This is a genomic window from Ornithinibacillus liuyingii (genome assembly GCF_055550225.1).
This window is the reverse complement of record NZ_JBPWOS010000016.1, coordinates 43806-65978: the sequence shown is the minus strand read 5'-3', so window position 1 is coordinate 65978 and position 22173 is coordinate 43806. Positions and strand designations below refer to the sequence as shown.

General features: G+C 37.7%; 26 protein-coding genes and 2 pseudogenes. 2 read left to right on the top strand and 26 right to left on the bottom strand.

Annotated features, from left to right (window positions below; translation table 11 throughout):
* Nucleotides 1-335: 335 nt before the first annotated feature.
* A complete protein-coding gene (locus ACSKT4_RS18085; protein WP_186871297.1) occupies nucleotides 336-557 on the bottom strand; it encodes a hypothetical protein in 222 nt (73 codons plus the stop codon).
* Between the two features lie 215 nt (nucleotides 558-772).
* On the opposite strand from ACSKT4_RS18085, the gene pdaB reads away from it, so the two are divergent.
* Nucleotides 773-1531, top strand: a complete 759-nt coding sequence (pdaB, locus tag ACSKT4_RS18080) for a polysaccharide deacetylase family sporulation protein PdaB (RefSeq protein WP_211742699.1) — start codon at nucleotides 773-775, stop codon at nucleotides 1529-1531.
* An 81-nt stretch (nucleotides 1532-1612) separates the two neighbouring features.
* Here pdaB and ACSKT4_RS18075 read toward each other — a convergent pair whose 3' ends face one another.
* The gene (locus ACSKT4_RS18075; protein ID WP_186871295.1) at nucleotides 1613-2236 is read right to left on the bottom strand and encodes a KinB-signaling pathway activation protein; all 624 of its coding nucleotides are present in this window, start codon (nucleotides 2234-2236) and stop codon (nucleotides 1613-1615) included.
* Nucleotides 2237-2382: 146 nt separating this feature from the next.
* Between ACSKT4_RS18075 and gerD the strand changes: the two genes are divergently transcribed.
* Complete coding sequence (gerD, locus tag ACSKT4_RS18070; protein WP_211742697.1) at nucleotides 2383-3033, top strand: spore germination lipoprotein GerD; 651 nt, start codon at nucleotides 2383-2385, stop codon at nucleotides 3031-3033.
* Nucleotides 3034-3087: 54 nt separating this feature from the next.
* On the opposite strand, the gene ACSKT4_RS18065 is transcribed toward gerD, so the two are convergent.
* From ACSKT4_RS18065 to ACSKT4_RS17950, 24 genes and pseudogenes are all read right to left on the bottom strand, one after another.
* Nucleotides 3088-4146: an Mrp/NBP35 family ATP-binding protein gene (locus tag ACSKT4_RS18065; protein WP_186871293.1), complete on the bottom strand. Its 1059-nt coding sequence runs from the start codon at nucleotides 4144-4146 to the stop codon at nucleotides 3088-3090.
* Nucleotides 4147-4249: 103 nt separating this feature from the next.
* Nucleotides 4250-4969 carry an N-acetylmuramoyl-L-alanine amidase CwlD gene (gene cwlD / locus ACSKT4_RS18060; RefSeq protein WP_186871292.1) on the bottom strand — a complete coding sequence of 240 codons (720 nt, stop codon included), beginning with the start codon at nucleotides 4967-4969 and terminating at the stop codon, nucleotides 4250-4252.
* Nucleotides 4970-5055: 86 nt separating this feature from the next.
* A complete protein-coding gene (locus ACSKT4_RS18055) occupies nucleotides 5056-6213 on the bottom strand; it encodes a GNAT family N-acetyltransferase (protein ID WP_186871291.1) in 1158 nt (385 codons plus the stop codon).
* A gap of 149 nt (nucleotides 6214-6362) precedes the next feature.
* Entirely contained in the window at nucleotides 6363-7583 is a 1221-nt protein-coding gene (locus tag ACSKT4_RS18050) for an efflux RND transporter periplasmic adaptor subunit (RefSeq protein ID WP_186871290.1), read from the bottom strand.
* Nucleotides 7583-8257, bottom strand: a complete 675-nt coding sequence (locus ACSKT4_RS18045) for a hypothetical protein (protein ID WP_186871289.1) — start codon at nucleotides 8255-8257, stop codon at nucleotides 7583-7585. Before ACSKT4_RS18045 ends, ACSKT4_RS18050 begins: the two co-directional genes overlap by 1 nt.
* Before the next feature lie 191 nt (nucleotides 8258-8448).
* Nucleotides 8449-8676, bottom strand: a complete 228-nt coding sequence (locus ACSKT4_RS18040) for a hypothetical protein (RefSeq protein WP_186871288.1) — start codon at nucleotides 8674-8676, stop codon at nucleotides 8449-8451.
* A gap of 216 nt (nucleotides 8677-8892) precedes the next feature.
* On the bottom strand, nucleotides 8893-9117 hold the full coding sequence (locus ACSKT4_RS18035) for a hypothetical protein (protein ID WP_186871287.1): 225 nt from the start codon (nucleotides 9115-9117) through the stop codon (nucleotides 8893-8895).
* A gap of 364 nt (nucleotides 9118-9481) precedes the next feature.
* Nucleotides 9482-11521 carry a TolB-like translocation protein gene (locus ACSKT4_RS18030; protein WP_186871286.1) on the bottom strand — a complete coding sequence of 680 codons (2040 nt, stop codon included), beginning with the start codon at nucleotides 11519-11521 and terminating at the stop codon, nucleotides 9482-9484.
* 334 nt (nucleotides 11522-11855) lie between these two features.
* Nucleotides 11856-12002: pseudogene (locus tag ACSKT4_RS18025) on the bottom strand (transketolase family protein); the annotation flags it as partial.
* Nucleotides 12003-12525: 523 nt separating this feature from the next.
* Nucleotides 12526-12588 (bottom strand): annotated as a pseudogene (gene rpsI, locus ACSKT4_RS18020) (30S ribosomal protein S9); the annotation flags it as partial.
* 55 nt (nucleotides 12589-12643) lie between these two features.
* Nucleotides 12644-13087, bottom strand: coding sequence for a hypothetical protein (locus ACSKT4_RS18015; RefSeq protein ID WP_465823710.1), 444 nt, complete (start codon nucleotides 13085-13087; stop codon nucleotides 12644-12646).
* Nucleotides 13088-13437: 350 nt separating this feature from the next.
* Nucleotides 13438-13830 carry a 30S ribosomal protein S9 gene (rpsI, locus tag ACSKT4_RS18010; protein ID WP_186871284.1) on the bottom strand — a complete coding sequence of 131 codons (393 nt, stop codon included), beginning with the start codon at nucleotides 13828-13830 and terminating at the stop codon, nucleotides 13438-13440.
* 18 nt (nucleotides 13831-13848) lie between these two features.
* On the bottom strand, nucleotides 13849-14286 hold the full coding sequence (rplM, locus tag ACSKT4_RS18005; protein ID WP_186871283.1) for a 50S ribosomal protein L13: 438 nt from the start codon (nucleotides 14284-14286) through the stop codon (nucleotides 13849-13851).
* Nucleotides 14287-14579: 293 nt separating this feature from the next.
* Nucleotides 14580-15320: a tRNA pseudouridine(38-40) synthase TruA gene (gene truA / locus ACSKT4_RS18000; protein WP_465823709.1), complete on the bottom strand. Its 741-nt coding sequence runs from the start codon at nucleotides 15318-15320 to the stop codon at nucleotides 14580-14582.
* A gap of 18 nt (nucleotides 15321-15338) precedes the next feature.
* Nucleotides 15339-16142 (bottom strand): energy-coupling factor transporter transmembrane component T family protein, encoded by an 804-nt coding sequence (locus tag ACSKT4_RS17995; protein WP_186871281.1) that lies wholly within the window; start codon nucleotides 16140-16142, stop codon nucleotides 15339-15341.
* The gene (locus tag ACSKT4_RS17990; protein ID WP_186871280.1) at nucleotides 16135-17007 is read right to left on the bottom strand and encodes an energy-coupling factor ABC transporter ATP-binding protein; all 873 of its coding nucleotides are present in this window, start codon (nucleotides 17005-17007) and stop codon (nucleotides 16135-16137) included. Before ACSKT4_RS17990 ends, ACSKT4_RS17995 begins: the two co-directional genes overlap by 8 nt.
* Nucleotides 16983-17822, bottom strand: coding sequence for an energy-coupling factor ABC transporter ATP-binding protein (locus ACSKT4_RS17985; protein WP_186871279.1), 840 nt, complete (start codon nucleotides 17820-17822; stop codon nucleotides 16983-16985). The genes ACSKT4_RS17990 and ACSKT4_RS17985 overlap by 25 nt, the downstream gene beginning before the upstream one ends.
* A 460-nt stretch (nucleotides 17823-18282) precedes the next feature.
* Nucleotides 18283-18636 (bottom strand): 50S ribosomal protein L17, encoded by a 354-nt coding sequence (rplQ, locus tag ACSKT4_RS17980; RefSeq protein ID WP_186871278.1) that lies wholly within the window; start codon nucleotides 18634-18636, stop codon nucleotides 18283-18285.
* Between the two features lie 42 nt (nucleotides 18637-18678).
* Nucleotides 18679-19623, bottom strand: a complete 945-nt coding sequence (locus ACSKT4_RS17975) for a DNA-directed RNA polymerase subunit alpha (protein ID WP_186871277.1) — start codon at nucleotides 19621-19623, stop codon at nucleotides 18679-18681.
* A 295-nt stretch (nucleotides 19624-19918) separates the two neighbouring features.
* Complete coding sequence (gene rpsK / locus ACSKT4_RS17970; RefSeq protein WP_010095726.1) at nucleotides 19919-20308, bottom strand: 30S ribosomal protein S11; 390 nt, start codon at nucleotides 20306-20308, stop codon at nucleotides 19919-19921.
* A 21-nt stretch (nucleotides 20309-20329) separates the two neighbouring features.
* Nucleotides 20330-20695, bottom strand: a complete 366-nt coding sequence (gene rpsM / locus ACSKT4_RS17965; protein WP_186871276.1) for a 30S ribosomal protein S13 — start codon at nucleotides 20693-20695, stop codon at nucleotides 20330-20332.
* A 22-nt stretch (nucleotides 20696-20717) separates the two neighbouring features.
* Nucleotides 20718-20831 carry a 50S ribosomal protein L36 gene (gene rpmJ, locus ACSKT4_RS17960; RefSeq protein ID WP_010095733.1) on the bottom strand — a complete coding sequence of 38 codons (114 nt, stop codon included), beginning with the start codon at nucleotides 20829-20831 and terminating at the stop codon, nucleotides 20718-20720.
* Nucleotides 20832-20862: 31 nt separating this feature from the next.
* Nucleotides 20863-21081 (bottom strand): translation initiation factor IF-1, encoded by a 219-nt coding sequence (gene infA, locus ACSKT4_RS17955; RefSeq protein WP_010095735.1) that lies wholly within the window; start codon nucleotides 21079-21081, stop codon nucleotides 20863-20865.
* Nucleotides 21082-21511: 430 nt separating this feature from the next.
* Nucleotides 21512-22156 (bottom strand): adenylate kinase, encoded by a 645-nt coding sequence (locus tag ACSKT4_RS17950; protein WP_186871275.1) that lies wholly within the window; start codon nucleotides 22154-22156, stop codon nucleotides 21512-21514.
* Nucleotides 22157-22173 lie beyond the last annotated feature (17 nt).

Here is a 22173-nt window from a genome sequence, read left to right as displayed (position 1 = left end):
GCAAAGAAGCTGCTAGCTTCTGTAATTCTTTAATAGAAAAAACAGGGTATGTTTTTTCTTGACATACTGGTTGTTTTGTTCAGTTTTCAAGGAGCAATCATTTTGCTTTGTCGTTTTTAGCGACAAGATATAATTTAACATGTTTACCACACAATGTCAACATCTTTTTCGAAAAAACTTTTTGAAGTTGTATTCGACAATGTTTCGTATGTGACAACAGAAATTAATATACCATAGCTATAAAATAAAATCAACGGTCTTTTTCAAAAAAAATCTCTTCTGAAATTTTAGTATACTAACATTGTATTATATGTAAAACAGGACTTAATGGTAACTTATTCATTCTGTGTCTTCTTTGGTATGTATCGCATACATTCTTGTTCGCTAGCTACTCTTCTTAATAACTGGAACAACACTTTATACCGTTCTTTCATCGCACTCTTCACCATATTATCAATTCTTGTATCATCTAAATCAAAAATGATTTCATCTAATTCTCTTTTTATCAAATACTCTAGTTCCTTTTGTTCGGTCTGATTAATCATTAATCCTAGCATATTCTTTCACCTCATCATAATTCGGCAAATTTCACTATAATTCTTGTTACTATATACCTTCGTTTTTATTTAGGTAATATGGGGGTATTTTATATCGTTCTCACTTTTAATAAATTTATTCAAACGAAATTAGCAAATCTCTAGACAGCTTGTTCATATTTTATCGTTCCCTTCATAAGATGTATTGATAGCTTGTTTCCTTAGGAGGGTAAGTAATGAATCATTTTTACGTGTGGCGATTTAGTCGGATAAAAAGATGGGCGCTTGTAGCTATATTAGCTTTCTTCACTGCTGGCTTTCTTTGGTTTGAAAGCAATGGCGTTTTTTCTGTTTTCTCAAAGAATGAGGCGGTTGCGTTAACAAAGGGAAGTTCCAAGGAGCCGAATATTGCCTTAACCTTTAATATTAGCTGGGGCGAAGAGAAGGTGCATGATATTTTAAAACAGCTGGAGGAACATCAAGTACAAGCTACCTTCTTTGTAAGTGGTGAATGGGCCGAAAAACATCCAGACATTTTGAAAAAAATATCCGAAAGTAAGCATGAAGTCGGTATGCTAGGATATCGTTATAAAAGCTATTTAGACCAAGAAATCGGCCAAGTTAGGAAAGATTTACAATATGCAAAAGAGGTTTTTGGCAAGTTAGGTTATAAGGATCTAGAGCTTGTTCGTGCACCACATGGCCACTTCAATGATGAAATAATTAAATTAGCAGAAGACATGGGACATAAAGTGATTCATTGGAATATTAATCCGCACGATTGGCAAAACCCAGGAACTCAAAAAATCGTTGATCATGTCATGTCAGAAACGAGTAACGGGGATATTATCCTTTTACATGCATCTGATTCTGTAAAACAAACAGCAGAATCCTTGAATACTATTCTACCAGGATTAAAAAATAAAGGATTTACGTTTGTAACGGTGTCAGAAATAATCAATCAAGCCCACGCAGAATCTAAAATAGTGGAATAACAAAATTTCTCTCAAGCTATACACCTCGAATAAATCAAAAAACCTGATGACTATGTACAAGCCATCAGGTTTTTCTTGGATTTATTTAGCTATTTTCTCCTTTTTATCCGGACTGTTATGAAGACGATGCAGGATTAGTAGCTGGTATGTATTACATGCAAGTAATGTTAATACCATAATTAATGAAAACTCGACACCAACAAATCCAATTCGTAAAGCCGGTACCCATTCAACCACTGTAAATACAACCATGAAGAATAAAGCAGGTATAAATGCATGCTTTTTCGTTTCTTTCGCTTTTATTTTGGCAATAATCCATCCATAAATGAATAAAGCTAAAGCAGCCAGTATAAACCAAATGATGGATACTTCACCTTCTGCATTTTTATAAGGGAAATAAACTAAATCAAAAAGAACGAATGCGATTAATACAATCTGTACTGTCGGCCAGAATGAACGGAAGATGCTTAGACCTAATCTATGTACATACAAGTACGCGAAGAAGCCCGTTTGACTTACAGCACTGTACAACATTCCATGTCCTATAAAGAAAAGCATAACGCCTAATAATCCAATAAAATTAAACGGCTGCAAATTCTCTGTATAGGCACCACTAACATTCACAAAAAAACTAACAATTAGCCCAACGAGACCACCTAATGCTAATGTTTTTAAAAACAAGTTTACTACTTTGCGACTATTCAATTGAAATGTCCCCCTGATATAGTATAAATCCAAAATCCGCTTACATAATTGGTATTTTATCATGAACAACATCTTTTTTCCTTTATCAAGTGCATATTTTTACTTATCTCATCCATATTAAAGGATAAGTGGAAGGAGGATTTATCATGCTACGTGTGGTCTACTTACCATTAATTAGTGGATTGCTTTTATTAATGAGTGCATGTGGAGGGGAAGCAGCGCCAAAGGAAACGGATTATGATACAACCAAAAAAATGATTGTTGATATATTGCAAACCGAGGATGGAAAAAAAGCCCTTGGAGAAATATTAGCTGATGAAGAGATGCAGAAACAGCTCGTTATTGACTCCACTACAGTAAAACAGGCGATTGATGAGACCTTATCATCTAAAAAGGGCGGCGAAATGTGGAAAAAGCTATTTGAAGACCCTAAGTTTGTTGAAACATTTTATAAATCCATCGAAGAAGATCAGAAAAAGTTGATGAAGGACTTAATGAATGATTCGGAATACCAAAAGCAAATGATGGATTTATTACAAAATCCGGAAATGACAGAACAGCAAATTCAAACCTTAAAAAGCCAACAATTTCGCGCACACCTAGAAGAAACCATCCAGCAAACCTTAGAATCACCAATATTCCAGGCACGAATACAAGAGATATTACTAAAAGCTGCTGAAGAACAAAGTAAAGGCGGTGGCCAAGGCGGCGGTAATCAATCTGGTGAGCAAGGTGGTCCTGGTGGCGGTAATCAATCTGGCGGTGGATCTAGCGGGTCCGGTGGCGGAGCGGAATAAACTAAAAGATAAAAGGTCAGCTCCCATTTTTCAGGGTGCTGACCTTTTCCCTCTTTATTCTTCTACTTTGGCAATAACTTTAGCTGCCATTTTATGGTACTCTTTGCCATTTGGGTGGTCTTCTTGATACACGGATGGTGCAAATACATCCTCTTCTTCATAAGGCTGTTGAATTGGTAATTGTCCAAGCACTTTGGTTTTTAATACTTCCGCAAGCTTCTTACCGCCACCTTGTCCAAATACATATTCCTTTTCTCCTGTTTTTGGACTCTTGTAGTAAGCCATATTTTCCACAACACCTAATATTTCATGCTCTGTTTTCAATGCCATTTGACCAGCACGAGCTGCTACAAATGCTGCAGTAGGATGTGGAGTTGTTACGATTATTTCCTTACAAGATGGTAAAAGTTCATGCACGTCCATAGCGATGTCCCCTGTACCTGGAGGAAGATCTAGTAATAAATAATCTAGGTCTCCCCATTCTACCTCTTTAAAGAAACTATTTAACATTTTACCAAGCATTGGTCCACGCCAAATAATCGGGGAATTGTCTTCAACAAAAAATCCCATGGAAATAACCTTAACACCAAACCGCTCCACTGGAATAATCTTCTCTCCACGAACAACCGGTCTTTCTTCGATTCCCATCATATCTGGAACACTGAAGCCATATATATCCGCATCAATAATACCGACTTTTTTACCGATTCTTCTTAATGCAACAGCTAGGTTAACGGTGACCGTTGATTTACCAACGCCACCTTTACCGCTAGCAATGGCAAGGAAATGGGGTTGTTTATTGCCACCCATTAATGCCTTTTCTTTAGCGCTTTCAATTGCAGGCTGGTATTTTTTTATAACTTCGTCGGGTAACTGCTCGAATCGAAGACCTACTGTAACGGCACCATTACGCTTTAGAATGCCTACTATTTCTTGTTGAAGCTGCATTTGTTCAGCTGTATTCGTCTTTCCAATCGCAGCCTTCACACTGATATGCTTCTTATCTTCCTTTATCGTTACTTCTTTAATTCCTTGTGTTTCTTCAAACGTTCTATGTAAAAAGGGATCTTTTACAGGATTCAGTAATTGTATTACTTCTTCTTTCGTTAACATTTAATCACCTTCCTATTAGCATGGATTAAGTAGTCCAAGGCTAGTATACCATAAATCACTAGAAATCTAAGTGATATGAATTTTGGAAGGAGTGATCCAATTCTTATTCTTCCTCCACCTCAGGTTCTTCGGTGACATAGCGCAAAATCCCCTTATAGATACTTGCCGCCATTTGACGTTGGTACGTATTTGTTTTTAGTAATTCCCTTTCATGTACATTAGAAAGGAAACCAATTTCCACTAGTGCTCCTGGTACCTCGGCATGCTTTAATAAATAGAGATTATTCACAGCTAGTGCACTTCGGTTCGTATTTTCTAAATTACGGATAATTTCAGCTTGGATCATTTGTGCTAAATGCTTTCCCTCATCCGATTTCGGAAAATAGAATGTTTGTGCTCCGCTCCATTTGGTTGAGGGAATGGCATTTAAATGTATCGTTAAAAATAGGTCCGCATCATGTGAGTGGATAAACTCCATTCGCTTTCTAATATCCTCTGCCTTTCGCCTCGACAAACCTTTCGTATTTTCATCCGCTAAATCTGTATCTGTTTCTCTAGTTAAATACACTATTGCCCCAGATTGCTGTAAATAGTTTCTTAGCTCTTTCGATACCTCTAGCGCAATGTCCTTCTCTAATGTATCATCACTACCAACTGCCCCTCCATCTGGTCCGCCATGTCCTGGATCAAGTACAATGGTTTTCCCTGCCAGAGGTAAAGAAAATCCCATTGTTTCCTCTAAATCTGGTAACGGCAATTTGATAAGTGCAACAAGGACGATTAACCCAATAATCCAAGCAACTATTTTCCCTAATCGATTCATTCCATTCTCCCCTTTATTTATCCTCATCCTATTTTATGGGACAAGTAATCGGTTTATGACTTTGGAATGAATCGATACTACATGCATTAGAAAAAGTCCGGTAAATACGTTTGCTGCCTTGGTATCATATCCTCCAATTTATTAACCGCTTCGATATTTCCCTCGATTAACCCTAACGCAAGTAACTCTGTTGGCCTTTTATACCCTAAAAACATCGTCGTAAATGCTTGAATATTACAGGTAATATCTGCTTTCCCTTTACCTTTCATATGGGTACAGGTCACTCCCTCCTGACGAGGATTTAGTACATACACCCCCGTATTAACCGGTAGAAACTCATCTTCCACAAAAAGAGATACAGAAGGATGTAATCCCCCAAATGGATATTGAGTAAGAAAGCCCTTTACATTAACTACCCTCGCCATAAAGTACGGATTAACCTTTGTTTCGAATCGTGGCTCCTTAAGGAGAAGTGGGATATTATCATTTTCTGGTACAGTGATTTCAACATGCTCCGCCATGGAATCATGATTACCAATAAACTCCATTAATAGCTTTAAGCCAGTTAAGGACCGATAAGCAATTTCACTAACTGTAAATAGCTTATCCTTAACATGAAATAGAATATAGCCCTCCGGAACACGATTCTCATTATAGGCTACCGCAATTTGATGATGGTCTTTTAGTACACGCTGCTTCCACCACTTTTCATCCCGAATAAGGGCTCCCGTATAGTTCCCTATGTACTGGCTATACAAATTATCTAATAAGTCAATATCGACTTCCGTTCTTCTCACATATCCAGATTCATCCCAATTTCGCTTTAACTTCTCGAATGGGATTTTATATTGTTTTTTATTAAATGTAACTTCATACCCATATTTCCGATAGAACGGAACGGAGAATGGGTGAAGATAGGATAATACTTGTCCGTTTTGGTGCATGTGATTTAATGCGTTTGCTAATAGGCTCTTTACCATACCATTTCGTCTAAATTCAGGCCACGTAGCAACAGATGCAACGCCTCCCATTTGCATCGACCTTCCATGGATAGATACTGCTAAAGGAATTAAATGTAGTTTAGCAGCTAGTTGACCCTCCTCCATAACTCCCCAAATCGTATGACGCTCCGCTTCCTCTCGCTTTGCTTTTAATTCCGCTTCCGATAACGTATATTGAAAAGCAAACTGTGATAGTTTGAAAATTTCACGATAATGTTCCTTAATATTCAGCTCTTTGATCATCTGGGATTCCTCCTAACGAATGTATTGCAAATATATTATAACAATTAAGATTAAAGAGATGCTGACTAAAATAATTAATCCTGTATCACTTTCTACCGTGATACAGGATTATCCTAGGGACCTGCGCTAAGAAAAACATTTTAAATATGTTACCTCACCATAATCCCCATTAATATATGCTTCGTTCTCTCTTCATAATTCCCAATCTCCAACCAAGGCACCTGCTTAATCTTTAGAGGCGTGAAGAATGGCATACCATTGTACGAGAACGGAATCGATTCATCCGTAACAGAATCTCCCGCTTCCAATCCACTAACAATTTCCAATTTGTTATCCATCATAATACCAGTATGCACAGGAACTAATTCCAATGTTCCAGCCTCAGTCAACTTCCACACTTGATTATGATTTACCATAGTTGGATCAACCGTATTGGCATTCAATGATTCATTGACGGTTATCGTTAAATCAGCATGATACCCCGGTAATACATCCAAGATTTCTTCATCCGTAAAAGTCACTTCAAACGGATAAATACTAGCCGTATCCACATCTACTTCATACGGCGCATCTTCCACATGAGAGATAGTACCTTGCAATACTTGTCCACTTTCCTTTAACAAAATATCGACAGGTTGCTCCACGCCAATGTCAACCCTTGCAGATTCATCAACATTCCCCTTCACCTGTAAAGCTGTTTCTTCAATACTTATTAACGGATCATTTAATGTGGAAGAAAGTTTTTTTATTTTCCCCTCAACCGGACTTTCCACTGTAATGACAGCACCAGTCGCATGTAAATCATCTAATTGTGATTGAATCATATTTTTTAAGTCTTGTTTGGCAGCTAACTCTTGTTCCTTTTGAATAATAAATTGCTCCTTCATCACTTCCGCTTCTACCGGTTCAGGTGGTGAAACAATCACAGTTGTCCCGTCTTCCTCGTTACTCCCTACAACTGGCACTGAAGGACCCGGTATCCGAAACGCTACCATCTCGGTAATCGCATCTTTAATCGCATCGATTTCGCTATTTGCTTTCTCTAACTCATACGTTAGATGAGCTTCCGTCGTCAAATAATCATGTACTTGGTATTGAAAAAGCGGGTCTCCTACACCTACCACGCTTCCTTCCTCTACTAGAAACTGATCAAAGCTTCCTAGCGCTTTGTCAAAGTACACATAGCTTTCTCCGGAGTAGTCAACAACACCATCTGCTTCTACCGTTTCAACAAAGTCGGTTTGATAGACCTGCTCCCAATTTGTTACATACGCTTGTCTAACTACTTTTTCTCCATCATCTAACCAAACCAGTAGACTATTAATCCCTATAAACAAGATTATCGCTAACCATTTTATTCGTTTCTTCATTAATTAAACCACCCATTTATCATATGCATATCTGTAAGCGCGATTACAGCTGTTACAGTCCAAGTTGCTAGATGAAACAAGATGACCGTACTCCATATCCAGCCCTTATGTATACCAGAAAGTCTACTTAAGAATTTTACTTGAAAAATGATAATCCATAGCTGGAATAGAGAGCAAGCCCCACATAGATAAATCAAAAAAGAGATATCTGTTAAATAAGATGTGATAATCCCTAAGGAAAATGGTGATACAAACCAGTCAAGTCCAAAATAAATTGCTAGCGGAATCCACAAAATCCGCTCCAAAAGCATTATGAACAGTACTACGACTTGCATTAGTAAGAGTTTTTTATAAGGAATTTTTGTTACCCAATAATAAATTAAGGATGGGATAAATAAAACCATGCCTACCAGTGCTAATGAATAAATAATCCTACCGATAATAAACCAAAACTTATATACCTCGTACTCAGCAGCACTTAATAAAGCAGCTCCGCTAGATAATACGGAGGAACCAATTCCCAATAAACTAGCACCACTATAAATCAGGACACTGAGAAGCACCAATAAGGAAATCGTTTTCCATGGGTTGCGAATTTGTTCTGCTTTACCAATCCGGAAAATATGATCATCTACTGCAAATAATAGTTTAAAAATTTGTACCTGATAAATCATTTTTTCACCCGTTTCTGTATAACTTTCAGGGAGCTATATTTATCAATTTTATCGCACGGTTCCACAAATATCCATTATTTTCAATTAATTTAAAATAATAATAGTGCTTAAGCACCAGAGTTACACAAAAATAGTGCCAAGTATCCCCGAATTTTGCCACTTTACGGAGCTACTTGGCACACATAAGCTATTTAGTTTGATTCCGTCTGCCACTTTTCTGATGTGGCTTCTTTTGTTTCTGGTTTTTTATTAAGCATCTTTACTACATTCCAGCCGACTGCTGCATTTACAATTGCCATTAAACTAAACAAAAAATAATCACCTTCCGGATCTGGAAGCATTAAATCCATGATCAGCCAACCTCCGGCAGTAGTAGCACCAACAAAAGCACCAAACATAGGTTTCCGAAATCGACTCATTTCTTATACCCACCTTTAACTCTATTAGTAACTCGCATAAAAATTAACAGATATGTGTACAGACCCTCTTTTTACTAACTTCTATATATAAACAAAGCATGCCATATACAAAGTAGATTGACCCTGAAGGATACATTTATGCCTTCATCGCAGGCCTTCTTCTAACCTAGTGAAACAGGTAACATTGAATAACCTATTCAATGCACCAGGTAAACATTAATGTGCTCCGGTGGTTATCCTTTCCGCTTCCCCTCCTTTACGTTGCTTCCTATCAAGCATTCTTACAAATTGCCAACCAATTGCAGCGTTAACCAATCCCATTAATCCGAATAACAAATAGTCACCAATTGGCTCTGGAAGTAATAGATCCATGATCAACCAACCTCCAGCAGTCGAAGCACCTACAAGTCCTCCAATTATTGATTTACGATAACGATTCATTTTTTGCACCACCTCTAATCGTTTTTACGAAGTACTTTCTATGAAGAATAAAAAAGTGGATAAATATAACTTCTTGCTAATGTACTCTTCATGTTTATCCTATGTCTGAGATAGCCATGAAATAACTAGAATTTGCTGTTGGCCTTGTCCACTGGCAGGCTTGGAGGAGCGTTTCTATTTTTTAACTAGAGGGAATTTGGAGCTAGCGTATGTCCCGTCAATCTATATTGATAGAACAGCTTATATAAGGAATACGATAAAAGAAGGATGCATCCTGTTTTCATAAGGAGATTCTCACCGTAAAAAGGAAAACCGACTCCTTCTCACTGGAGAAAGGAATCGGTTCTTTAGTTAATGTATATGGTTATTTCATTGATTCTCCGATTTCGATAAATGTTTCTGTGACATGGTCTTTACCAAATGCCTCTAACATATCATTCGAAATATCTAATTTTATAATATAGTAATAGGTTCCATCATAAAGGTGTAGATTCATACGATCTTCCAAGAAATATGCTTCTTCCCAGCCATCTACTTCTACCTCAAACCCAGTATTCTCATTCATATAGAGCTTCGGTTCGCTATTTCGTATTTCCAAATCCATCTTGATGTCGTTTTCCCCATCACCTCTATAATCGATTAGATAGTCGACTGTTTCACCATCTCTGTAGGAAATGACACGCGGATTTCTTGTTTCTGGCTCACCAATTGGAAATTTCTTAGGGAACTTTAATCCATCCATTTTAAGCTCATGGAAAGCCGTATCGATTGGCTCTAGCGACTGGACAATAGATAGCATTTCATCTTGGGTGTAATCTTCCGCATCGATAAAATAACATACATTGTCAATTAATACACCTGCTTCAACATCGGAATTTTGATATGCATGGAAATAATAGTCATTTCCATTCTTTGTTTCGACAACTTCAAGATCCCTTAGTAATGGACAAGTGTCTCCTTCGTCAATTTTCGAAGTAGTGAAATTAATTTCTTCTCTTTTATGGGATGTTGTATCAACGTATATGGTTTGAGAATATCGTCCTTTACTTGGATCACCGGAATAATGATTGGTTTTATCAGTAACCGTTTCAGGGAACTCGGTTGGGAACATAACCGAGGTACTGCTGTCCCATAATTCAAGGAACAGGTCGGATTCTTCAAACGATGCATCTGATAAGGCAATTTCATCCTGACCAACTTCTTCTCTTTCCCTTTCCTCTTGCGCTTCAAAACTAGTTGTCTCATACGTATTAATATCACCAAGAGATACTCGATAAAGATACGTTGTATAATTATCGTCATTTCTTTCTTTATCTGTATAAATGATAAATTGTCCATTATGAGTTAGGGTGAAATATCCCGAATATACACCTACCTCTATCTCGGGAATGATCTTTGTTTCCTCCCTATCGAAATTATATAGATAAAGGTTTTCGTCTCCTTCTAATAACAAGTTTCCGTGTATGTCAAAATTACGCACACTGTAATCTAATTCACCATAAACACGGACTTCTCCACTTTCTAAATTATGAAAGAAGTATTCTTTATACACTGGATCACTTGAATTTTCACTAATGCTGTAATATAAATATTTCCCATCTGGGGAAAGTCTAGCATTGTATATGAATAAATTGTTATTATCAAATTCTTCTTGATAAGGTTCCACATCTTCTATTTTACGGACATCTCCGGTTTCTGTGTCAAAAAGATATAGCTCTACTACAGTATCAATTAGTATTTGTTTACCATCGTCTGTTGGAATGATTTTACTAATTGAGGCATGCTCAGTTCCAAGTAAATCGTCGAGAACATAATCTTGCGTTGTTTTAGTTTGCACATCATAAAATGTCAATTGTTTTTCCCAGTCGTCATTTTCTGTCTCGAAGTAAACCGTTAAGTCATTCGAAACTCCAAGAATATCGTCTCTGTTTAAACTATCATCCTCTGGGATTTGATGTGTCGTTTCTTCTTCCTCTAAGTCATAGATGGAAAAATGGATGCCATCATCATGACAGTCATACAGTAAATACTTCCCATCCGGAGATAGATTCAAATCTACACATCTTCTCTCTTGATCTGGGTCATTCGCTAACTCAAGAGCCTCAATAACTTGATCATTTCGATCGATAAAATATGTATAATAATCTTTTTTTCTGTCAATGTCTTCTTTGGCGGTAAATACTACTGCAGAACCTTCTGAATCAGTCTTTATGCCTTGCAGAGAATAATCTCTAGATTCTTCATGATCATAAGAATAAAGTACTTCAATAGCTAACGAAGTTTCTCCTGTTTCTTCATTAGCTTGATCATCATTTTCTGATTGCTTCCCTTTTGTTTCCTCGCCAGAATTGGAACAAGCGACCAAAAATGATAGCATTAACAAAATTAAAAATCTTTTCTTCATCTAACCATCCTTTTAATAATTTTCTGTCGATTGCTGGTTTATTCTCCTACATCAAACTGTCGAATTCACCCCTTCTGCCCATGGCTGTGTAACCAGCATAAATTAGTATTTTGACATACATTAATAACCCTAGCACTAATAAAATGAAATATCTTGTGCAGAAGGGCATAGGAAAATAGTCGGATTAACCGATAAAATGTTATATTTTGTCGAATCACGTCGTTTGAGGTAATGGTGGATAATTAACCTTGTTGGGGAGTGATCTGTTTTAGAGAGAAGAGTAGCTCAACTAACTATGGGAGCTTAAACTATAATGGGTATAAAAGAAAGTAACTGTTGGTGGTTCTCTTGAAATAATCGCAGTTTTCCATACTGCGTGAGTTTCAATTTCATAGGCCGAACGAATGACATGAACATTTGGCATAGCACGTTTGCTAGCTAATTGTTCGATTGATTCATATGTTGGACCATCCTCTCCAACTAAATATTCCTTATAATTATTCTGTATCGATTTATATTTTGGGGAACCATCAATACTATTAGTAATAGAAACTAATTGTGAGCAAGCTCAGGCTTGCTCTTTTATTTTGCCTATGTTTCTGTTGCCATCCGAATAATAAACGCCTGTGGAACTAAGATACCAGAAGGCAGAACATTTGGACATAAAATACCAGTTATATATAATAACGATTTTTTAATTGAGGTTTCTTTTGAAAGAGAACTGTATGCTATGAGACTAGATTAATACATGAAGATGAGAAAACAACGTTTCACGGATTAAGAGATCACATGCATCATTTTATTTGCTAATAACATAGATATTGCTTATGTATCAAAGCGATTAGGTCACATTAATGTTAAATCACACAGAATTATTATCTGGAATTAATACCAGAAAAAAAGCACCAGCAAGATGCTGATGCTTTAAATCTGTTAAGTGCTTTATAAGGTTCAAGTGAAGCAACTTAAAAAGCTCTGTAAACATTGATGTATCAATGTTTCTATTAACGTTTTAAGAACTGAGGTGCACGGCGAGCTCCTTTAAGACCGTATTTCTTACGTTCTTTCTGCTAGTCTCGACAGCCTGAGCCTACATTCAAATGTAGGCTCAGGCTGTCGAACCTAATTGCTCTTATAGCTTTGCACTAATCTAGCTATAATTAAGATTACGACTATGAGCAATAAAATTAATGCTGCCGCCAAGAAAGCATAACCCCAAAAAGTAAATTCAAATCCAGCATCAGCGGAAAGAATATGGACATCTTCACCAGCTCCCAAACGAGAATTTAAGTCCTCACGGTTTATTGCTGAACCACGAGCTATAAGAAAAACGCCTGCGGCTGTGAATGAAAATGGATATAACAAGAGCAGCAAGGAATAAAGGTAGTGCCTATTTTTTAATAATTTTATATAGACGATTATGGCAGTAAATATAAGCAGGATAAGAACGAAAACAGCTATAAACATATTAAAAACAAAAAACAAAGCGCCCACAATAAAATCTCCCTTATTCGGTAATAAATGATAGTTGAGGTCTACGCATTTGATTGCTTTTCTCTTGTTCATAATACACATATAAAAATAATCTTTCAATATCACTTATGATTAATTTCAGACCTATCTCGCCCCTTAACGTGGTGGATCAAGCGGAGCATACCAGCTCCGCTTTTTCAGTTTCGCCCATGCTGGGCGAAACTGAAAAACGTCATTCCAAAATAGGAACGACGTTTTATAAGGTGCTATATTCATTTACTGTGATATTAACACTCATTATTTAGTAGTTCGTTATTGTCACTGTTTGCCTCGTCTAGTAATACATGACATTTTAGCTAGGGGTATTCAAATCCAAATTTGGACATAAAAAAACCCTCTCTGCTTTATAAGAGCATAGAGGGCAAACCATTTGTATAAGGTTTTTAACGTTTTGAGAACTGAGGTGCACGACGAGCGCCTTTAAGACCGTATTTCTTACGTTCTTTCATACGAGGGTCACGAGTTAGGAACCCTGCACTCTTAAGCGCTGAACGATAACCTGGATCTGCTTCTAGTAAAGCACGTGCGATACCATGACGGATAGCACCAGCTTGACCAGTAAATCCACCACCATGAACATTAACGATTACATCATATGTTCCTTGAGTTTCAGTAGCTTGTAGTGGTTGGTTAAGAATTAGAATTTGAGTTTCATATGGGAAATAGTCTTTTGCATCACGACCATTTATGGTTACATTACCAGTACCCGGTACTAAACGTACACGTGCAGTTGAGCTTTTACGACGACCTGTGCCGTAGTATTGTACTTGTGCCAATTGATTTACCTCCTTTTATTATCCGCGAAGTTCGTAAACTTCAGGTTTTTGTGCTGCATGATTGTGCTCAGCACCTCTGTATACATGTAATTTCTTAGCCATTTTACGTCCTAAAGATCCTTTTGGAAGCATGCCTTTAATTGCAATCTCAAGCATTTGCTCAGGATATTTTGTACGCATTTCATCAGCAGTACGTTCTTTTAATCCACCTGGATGTCCAGAGTGACGGTAGTACTTCTTGTCACTTAATTTGTTTCCAGTTAGTTCAATTTTGTCAGCGTTAACGATGATTACATAATCACCAGTATCAACGTGTGGTGTATAAGTTGCCTTATGCTTTCCACGAAGGATTGCAGCAACTTCACTTGCTAGACGACCAAGGCGTTGGCCTTCAGCATCCACAACAAGCCATTTGCGTTCGATATTGTTTTCATTCGCCATGAAAGTTGTGCGCATGATTGGTTCCCTCCATATTTTTCATTCATTAATTTTTAAATGTTTAAAGTTCGTTATTCCTATATTTTCAACACAATTAGTTCCGGGGCTAATCGCGGTTTTAGAAATAAAATGCCATAGACCATAATATATCAAAATAGGGTAAATTGTCAAGAGTCTGGCAGATTTATTTATTGATATTTTTTTATAATTCATTGCAAAAACACTCTTTCTATTATACAGCATTTCTATCTAAAAAGAAAGGTGTCGATATTTCCCAGGAAATGTAGTGTTTTGTCAGAAATAATGATTCCTTAATAGCTTACTCTCCACAGGAATAAACCTTGAGCTGGAGCTGTTTTCCCGGCATATTTCCGGTCCTTTGCCTCTAACAACGTGCCAATATCAGGCGGGCTAATTTTCCCTTGCCCAACATCGATTAACGTTCCTACTAAGATTCGAACCATATTATATAAAAATCCGCTTCCTCGGAAAATAAATTCTATTTGCCCGTTATCTTGATTACATGAAACCTCATACAACGTTCTTACCTTATCCCCTTTGACAGTTGCCTTTGCTGAAGAAAAGGTGGTAAAGTCATGGGTTCCTTCTAAATAACGACAAGCTTCTTGTATCGCTTCTATATCAAGCTTATATGGAAAATGATACACATGATTTCGTCTAAAAACATCAGGATTCTTTGTATTTAATAAAAAATAACGATATTCCTTCTCCACTACATTGTATCTAGAGTGAAAATCATTGGAAACTATTTCTGCATGTGTCACATATACATCACTCGGTAATAAGGCATTGAGTGCCTTCCTCCAACTATTTCCCGGGATATCTAGATTCGTTTCAAAGTGAATGGTTTGTCCCTTAGCATGAACCCCTGTATCGGTTCTGCCGGATGCATGAATATGGATTTTTTCACCTTTGTGGATTTTTTCCAATGCATGCTCTATTTCTTGTTGAACGGTTCGTTTATCGGGCTGGACCTGATAGCCATGGAAATTGGTTCCATCATAGCTAATCGTACATTTAATTTTCAGCAAAACTGTCCAACCTCCAAACTATGAATAATTTCTCGTTAAGAATAGCCCAGCAATTACCAATAGGAAGAAAAGCAATACAAAGATATCGATCTTATCAATTTTTAATTGCCTTAGCTTCGTTCTTCCCTCTCCTCCCTGGTAGCCTCTAGCTTCCATCGCCATCGCAAGCTCTTCAGCACGCTTAAATGCACTAACAAATAGCGGTACTAATAGAGGAACAATTGCTTTTAACCGTTCCTTCATTGGTCCAGTACGAAAATCCACTCCCCTTGAGGCTTGTGCCTTTGATATCTTATCTGTCTCTTGTAAAAGGGTTGGGATAAAACGTAAGGATATCGACATCATGAGAGCTAGTTCATGCACTGGGAACTTGATTTTCTTTAATGGATGTAACATATCTTCAATCGCATCTGTGATCTCTATTGGTGTTGTCGTTAACGTTAACAGCGATGTAATCAAGATTAATAGGAAGAATCGTAACGATATCGCAAACCCCTGTATAATGGCTCCTGAGTATATTTTAAACCCAAATAAATCAATAACTACGGAACCTTCCTTTGTTACAATCAAATGCAGCATAAAGGTAAAAATAATTAAGAACCATACTGGTGTTAATCCCTTCAATATAAAACGAAACGGGATTCTCGTGATAACAATCGTTATAATCGCAAATGCTGTCAAAATACTATAGCTAACGACATTATTAGCAAAGAACACAATAATAACGAATAAGAAGATGATCGTAATTTTCATTCTAGGGTCTAACCGATGCACTAAAGAATTTCCTGGGACATATTGTCCGATAATCATCATGTTATTCATCCGATTCAGCCCCCTTTAGTAATTGCTGAATCTCAACCGCAAGCTCTTCAACGGTTTGACGCTTGAAGGGGATGGTTAACCCAAATTTCTCCTGAAATGAGGTAATAAATTGAATAGCTTCAGGGACTTCTAATTGCACCTGATGAAGCGCTTCTCGTTGCGTAAATACTTCTTCTGGCGATCCCTCCATATATTTTGTTCCTTTGTTCATGATAATGACATGGTCAGCGTATTTGACGGCATCCTCCATACTATGTGTTACTAGTATCGTAGTTAAGTTGCGCTCTTGGTGAAGCGTATAGAACATGTCCATTATTTCCAATTGACCTCTTGGATCTAGCCCTGCAGTTGGCTCATCTAAAACAAGAATCTCTGGCTTTATAGCAAGAACTCCAGCTATCGCAACCCGTCTCATTTGTCCACCACTTAGATCAAAAGGGGATCTTTCTAGTAAAGACTCATCCATTCCAACTGCAGGAATAATATCTCGTATTCGTTCCGCTATTTCTGTATCGGAAACCCCAAAGTTCTTCGGTCCAAACGCGATGTCCTTTTCGACGGTTTCATCAAATAATTGGTGTTCAGGATACTGAAAGACGACTCCTACTCGACTACGAAGTTCCTTTAAATTCTCCGGTTTTTTATCCGAATTAATATGAAAGTCACCAATTCGAACTTCACCTTTAGTTGGTGTTAACAGTCCATTTAAGTGCTGGAGTAATGTTGACTTACCAGATCCAGTATGACCAACTATCGCGACAAAGGATCCAGATGGAATATGAAAGGATAGGTCCTTTAACGCAGAATGAGCAAAAGGTGAGTTTGCTTGGTAGATGTAACTTACATCTTTGAATGTAATGTCCATAATTCCTCCAATAATTCTTCATGATTTAAAGGTTCCGTCGAGATCTCTAGCCCATTTCGTTTTAATTCATCTGCCAGTAACGCAATATAGGGAACATCTAAGCCGATTTTCCGTAACTCATCCTTTTTAGCAAAAACCTCTCGCGGTGTCGCCTCTTCCCATACCTTACCGCTATTCATCACGATAACGCGCTCTGCTTGTACTACTTCCTGTAAATCATGTGTTATCGTAATAAGTGAAATCTCATTCTTTGCTTGAATCTCTGAAACGGTTCGCATAATTTCTTTACGACCCTTTGGATCTAACATTGCTGTCGCCTCATCTAGGATTAGAACAGCTGGTTGAATGGCTAGCACACTAGCTATCGCCACTCGTTGCTTTTGTCCGCCTGATAGTCGATGTGGTTCTGTAAGGCGATAATCTTCCATCCGTACAGCCTTTAATACCTCATCAATTCTAGTGACCATTTCTTCTCTTGGGACACCTCTATTCTCCATTCCAAAGGCTACATCATCCTGAACAGTTGTCCCGACAAACTGGTTATCAGGGTTCTGGAAGACCATTCCTACTTGCTTACGAATTTCCCAGACGTGCTCGTCGTTAACTGGCATCCCATTTATTAAAATTTCCCCTTCTTGGGGATACAATAGTCCATTCATTAACTTAGCGATTGTCGATTTACCAGATCCATTATGCCCAATAATCGCTACCCATTCATCTTGATATATTTCAAATGAAACGTTCTCTAATACCCAAGGCTGCTCTTCTCCGTATCGAAACGATACATTCCTAAACTCTATAAACTTCTCTCTCATCTTTATTCCTCCTATTCTCTACGTAGCCTTTAGGTTACATCCATGTATGTATTTTACTACTTCTGTTGTTGAATGTTAATAGATAGGTGTTTAATTTAGCGAAGGGTGTCTGGGGAAAGTGGTTGGGGCTGACCTTACTTAGCTTAGTGAACCTAAAGCAGGATAATTAGCTTTCAACTATGCTTGTATAGCATAACCGTGTATCCGAAACATCTGCCCATTATATGGTATATTTCCCTATTACAGTTCTAGCGACCATCTAAAGGTTCGGATGCCTAATTCCTCTATAACTAACCCTAGTTAACCACTTCATACCGCTTATATTACATGTATATTGCCCATTCAATCGAAACAAGTGATCCACTTAACCTGAAATCCAAGCCCTTTTCTATACAAAAAAAGGGCTTGGATTTCACCTCGTGGAAGAGATCAAGTCCTGCCCTTAACGCGTATGGATTGATTAAACTAGCTCAATAATTGCCATTTTCGCTCCATCACCTTGGCGTTCGCCTAACTTAAGAACGCGTGTATATCCACCTTGTCTGTCTTCATAGCGCTTCGCTACATCATTGAATAGCTTTTGAAGAACTGTATCTTCTTCATTAGCCTCTTTGTTGTATAAGAATGCAGCTGCTTGACGACGAGCGTGTAGATCACCACGTTTACCTAATGTAATCATTTTGTCTACTACAGATCTAAGTTCTTTAGCCTTAGCTTCTGTTGTTTCAATCCGCTCATGAATAATTAAATCAGAAGCAAGGTTGCGAAGTAGTGCTAGTCGTTGATCTGTTGTACGTCCTAGTTTTCTTGCCATGGACTATCCCTCCCTTTCTTGAAACTCTAAAGATGTCCGATATTAATCTTCTTTACGTAAACCTAAACCTAAATCAGCAAGTTTAACTTTAACTTCCTCTAATGATTTACGACCTAGATTACGCACTTTCATCATATCTTCTTCAGATTTATTTGAAAGCTCTTGAACTGTATTAATGCCAGCACGTTTTAAACAATTGTAAGAACGAACCGATAGGTCTAATTCTTCAATTGTCATTTCCATTACTTTTTCTTTTTGGTCTTCTTCTTTCTCAACCATTATTTCAACATTCTGTGCTTCGTCTGTTAAGCCTACGAAAATATTTAAATGCTCAGAAAGAATCTTTGCCCCTAAAGAAATTGCTTCTTCTGGACGAATGCTTCCATCAGTCGTAACATCTAAAGTTAATTTATCGTAGTTCGCACTTTGACCTACACGAGTATTCTCAACTTGGTAAGTGACACGTGATACTGGTGTGAAAATGGAATCAACTGGAATAACACCAATTGGTTGATCTTCATGTTTGTTTGCATCTGCTGGAACATAACCACGACCACGTTGTGCAGTTAATTTCATACGCAAGTTTCCTTTTGCATTTAATGTTGCAATTGGAAGTTCAGGATTCAATACTTCTACATCACTATCATAAGTTAGATCGGCAGCAGTAACGACTCCTTCACCTTGCACATCGATTTCTAATGTTTTTGGTTCGTCTGAATAGATTTTAAGGGCTAGCTTTTTCAAATTCAAAATGATTGTCGTAACATCTTCAACTACTCCATCAATAGTTGAAAATTCATGTAATGCTCCATCAATTTGAACTGACGTAACAGCAGCACCTGGAAGTGAGGATAGTAGGATACGACGCAAGGAGTTTCCAAGAGTTGTACCATAACCACGTTCGAGCGGTTCTACCACAAATTTTCCAAATGTAGCATCATCACTAATCTCAACCGTTTCAATCTTTGGCTTTTCTATTTCAATCATTCCATAATACCCTCCTTTAAAACGTCGAAACCCCGGCTAGATATGATCTAACCGAAATTCCTCGGGATCGGCAGTTGGCGTTTCTGCACTACCTGTGTAATTTATCGTACGTTTGTCTTTGCGATGCTGTATAGTAAGGTCTTAATAAGAAATATATCTCCTCGCCCCTAAAGGCGTGTTGCTATACCATCTTCTCATAATTACCTTGGTGTACTTAAATTTATCTCTATTACCATCTATACTTTTAGTCATCATAACCCATTATAGACAGGGTGACAAATAATATACGTTTAAATTATACACGACGACGTTTTGGTGGACGGCAACCGTTATGAGGTACTGGAGTTACATCTTTAATAGCTGTAACTTCTAGTCCAGCTGCTTGTAGAGAACGAATAGCCGCTTCACGTCCAGCTCCTGGACCTTTAACTGATACTTCTAGAGTTTTCATTCCATTATCAACCGCAGTTTTAGCAGCTGTTTCAGCAGCCATTTGTGCAGCAAATGGAGTAGATTTACGAGAACCTTTGAAACCTAGTGCACCTGCAGAACTCCATCCAACAACATTACCTTGAACATCAGTGATAGTTACAATAGTGTTGTTGAAAGTAGAACGGATATGTGCTACACCAGTCTCAACATTCTTTTTCACACGACGTTTACGTGTATTAGTTTTACGAGCCATCTATTAGTTTACCTCCTTACATTATTTTTTCTTGTTAGCGATTGTACGACGTGGGCCTTTACGAGTACGAGAGTTGTTCTTCGTATTTTGACCGCGAACCGGTAAACCACGACGATGTCTTAGACCACGATATGAGCCGATTTCAATTAGACGTTTAATGTTAAGCGATACTTCACGACGAAGATCCCCTTCAGTTGTGTAACCATCAACCGCTTGACGAATACGTCCTAACTCATCTTCAGTTAGATCACGAACACGAGTATCTTCAGAAACGCCTGCTTCTTTAAGGATATCTTGTGCAGTTTTCTTACCAATACCATAAATGTATGTTAAAGAGATTACTACACGTTTATCACGTGGAATATCTATACCTCCAATACGTGCCATAAAAAATGCGCACCTCCTTCAATTATCCTTGTTTTTGCTTGTGTTTCGGATTTTCACAAATCACCATTACTTTGCCTTTTCGTTTAATGACTTTGCATTTTTCACAAATTGGCTTTACAGATGCTCTTACTTTCATCATCTTTACCTCCTTTTATATCGGAGCTCGCTTATTTATAACGGTACGTAATTCGTCCTCTTGTTAAATCATATGGAGAGAGTTCTACCGTTACTTTATCACCTGGTAAGATACGGATGAAGTGCATACGGATTTTTCCCGACACATGTGCCAAGACCGTATGACCGTTTTCAAGCTCTACGTTGAACATTGCATTTGGCAATGTTTCTGTTACGGTTCCTTCCACTTCAATTACATCATCTTTCGCCATCGCGCCTTACTCCCTTCTTTTAAATCAGTCACAATATTGTTCTAAAACAACATATAAACGATAAATTTTCATTTGTGACACGACCAGTTTCTAGAAGGCTGTTTTGGACTTCTGGAGACGTATAATCCATGTTCAATATGATGTTTACTCATTCTCTTTGGTCGAGATCATATTTACGTGTTCCCCATCTGCTACCAAGACACAACGATCATCAATCACTCAAACCGATAATGCCTTGTCGCCTCTTGCAAATTCGACAAACAAGACCTATTCGTGGCATCGAATCAGTTTCGCTTCATGACGTTCACCTAAATGAGGGTGGAATGTTAAACACAGGGTGTCATTATCCACATAGTAAGCATTAAAGCTAAACGACTCTTATTACTATGAAACAAATAGAATTGTCTATTCGTGCAGGGCCTACAATGAATTACTTTTCAATAATCGATTGAATGTCTTGAAAAACCTTATTGATATCTTGATCACCATCAACGGTTACAAGATATCCTCTATCTTCATAAAAGTCTAGTAACGGCTTCGATTGTTCGATGTTGATCGCCAAACGATTTTTAACCGTTTCTGGTTTGTCATCATCACGTTGAATTAACGCTGAACCATCAATATCACAGATACCCTCTTTTTTGGGAGGATTATATATCACATGATAAGCTCTACCACATGTTGGACAAATTCTACGACCGGATAAACGCTCCACTAATTTATCTTCTGGTACTTCTACATGTAATACATGGTCAATCGCTTGATTCATTTCCGATAAAAGTGCTTGTAAAGCTTCTGCTTGTGCAATGGTTCTTGGGAAACCATCTAACAAGAACCCTTTCTCACAGTCAGCTTTACTCAAACGCTCTTTTACGATTCCAATTGTTACTTCATCCGGAACAAGTGCGCCTTGGTCCATGAAGCTTTTAGCTTTCACGCCAAGTTCTGTTCCTTCTTTAATAGCGGATCGGAACATATCTCCTGTTGAAATATGAGGGATGTTATATTTCTCGCTTATTTTATCTGCCTGTGTACCTTTGCCTGCACCAGGAAGACCCATTAACAATAGATTCAAAACTTTCCCCTCGCTTC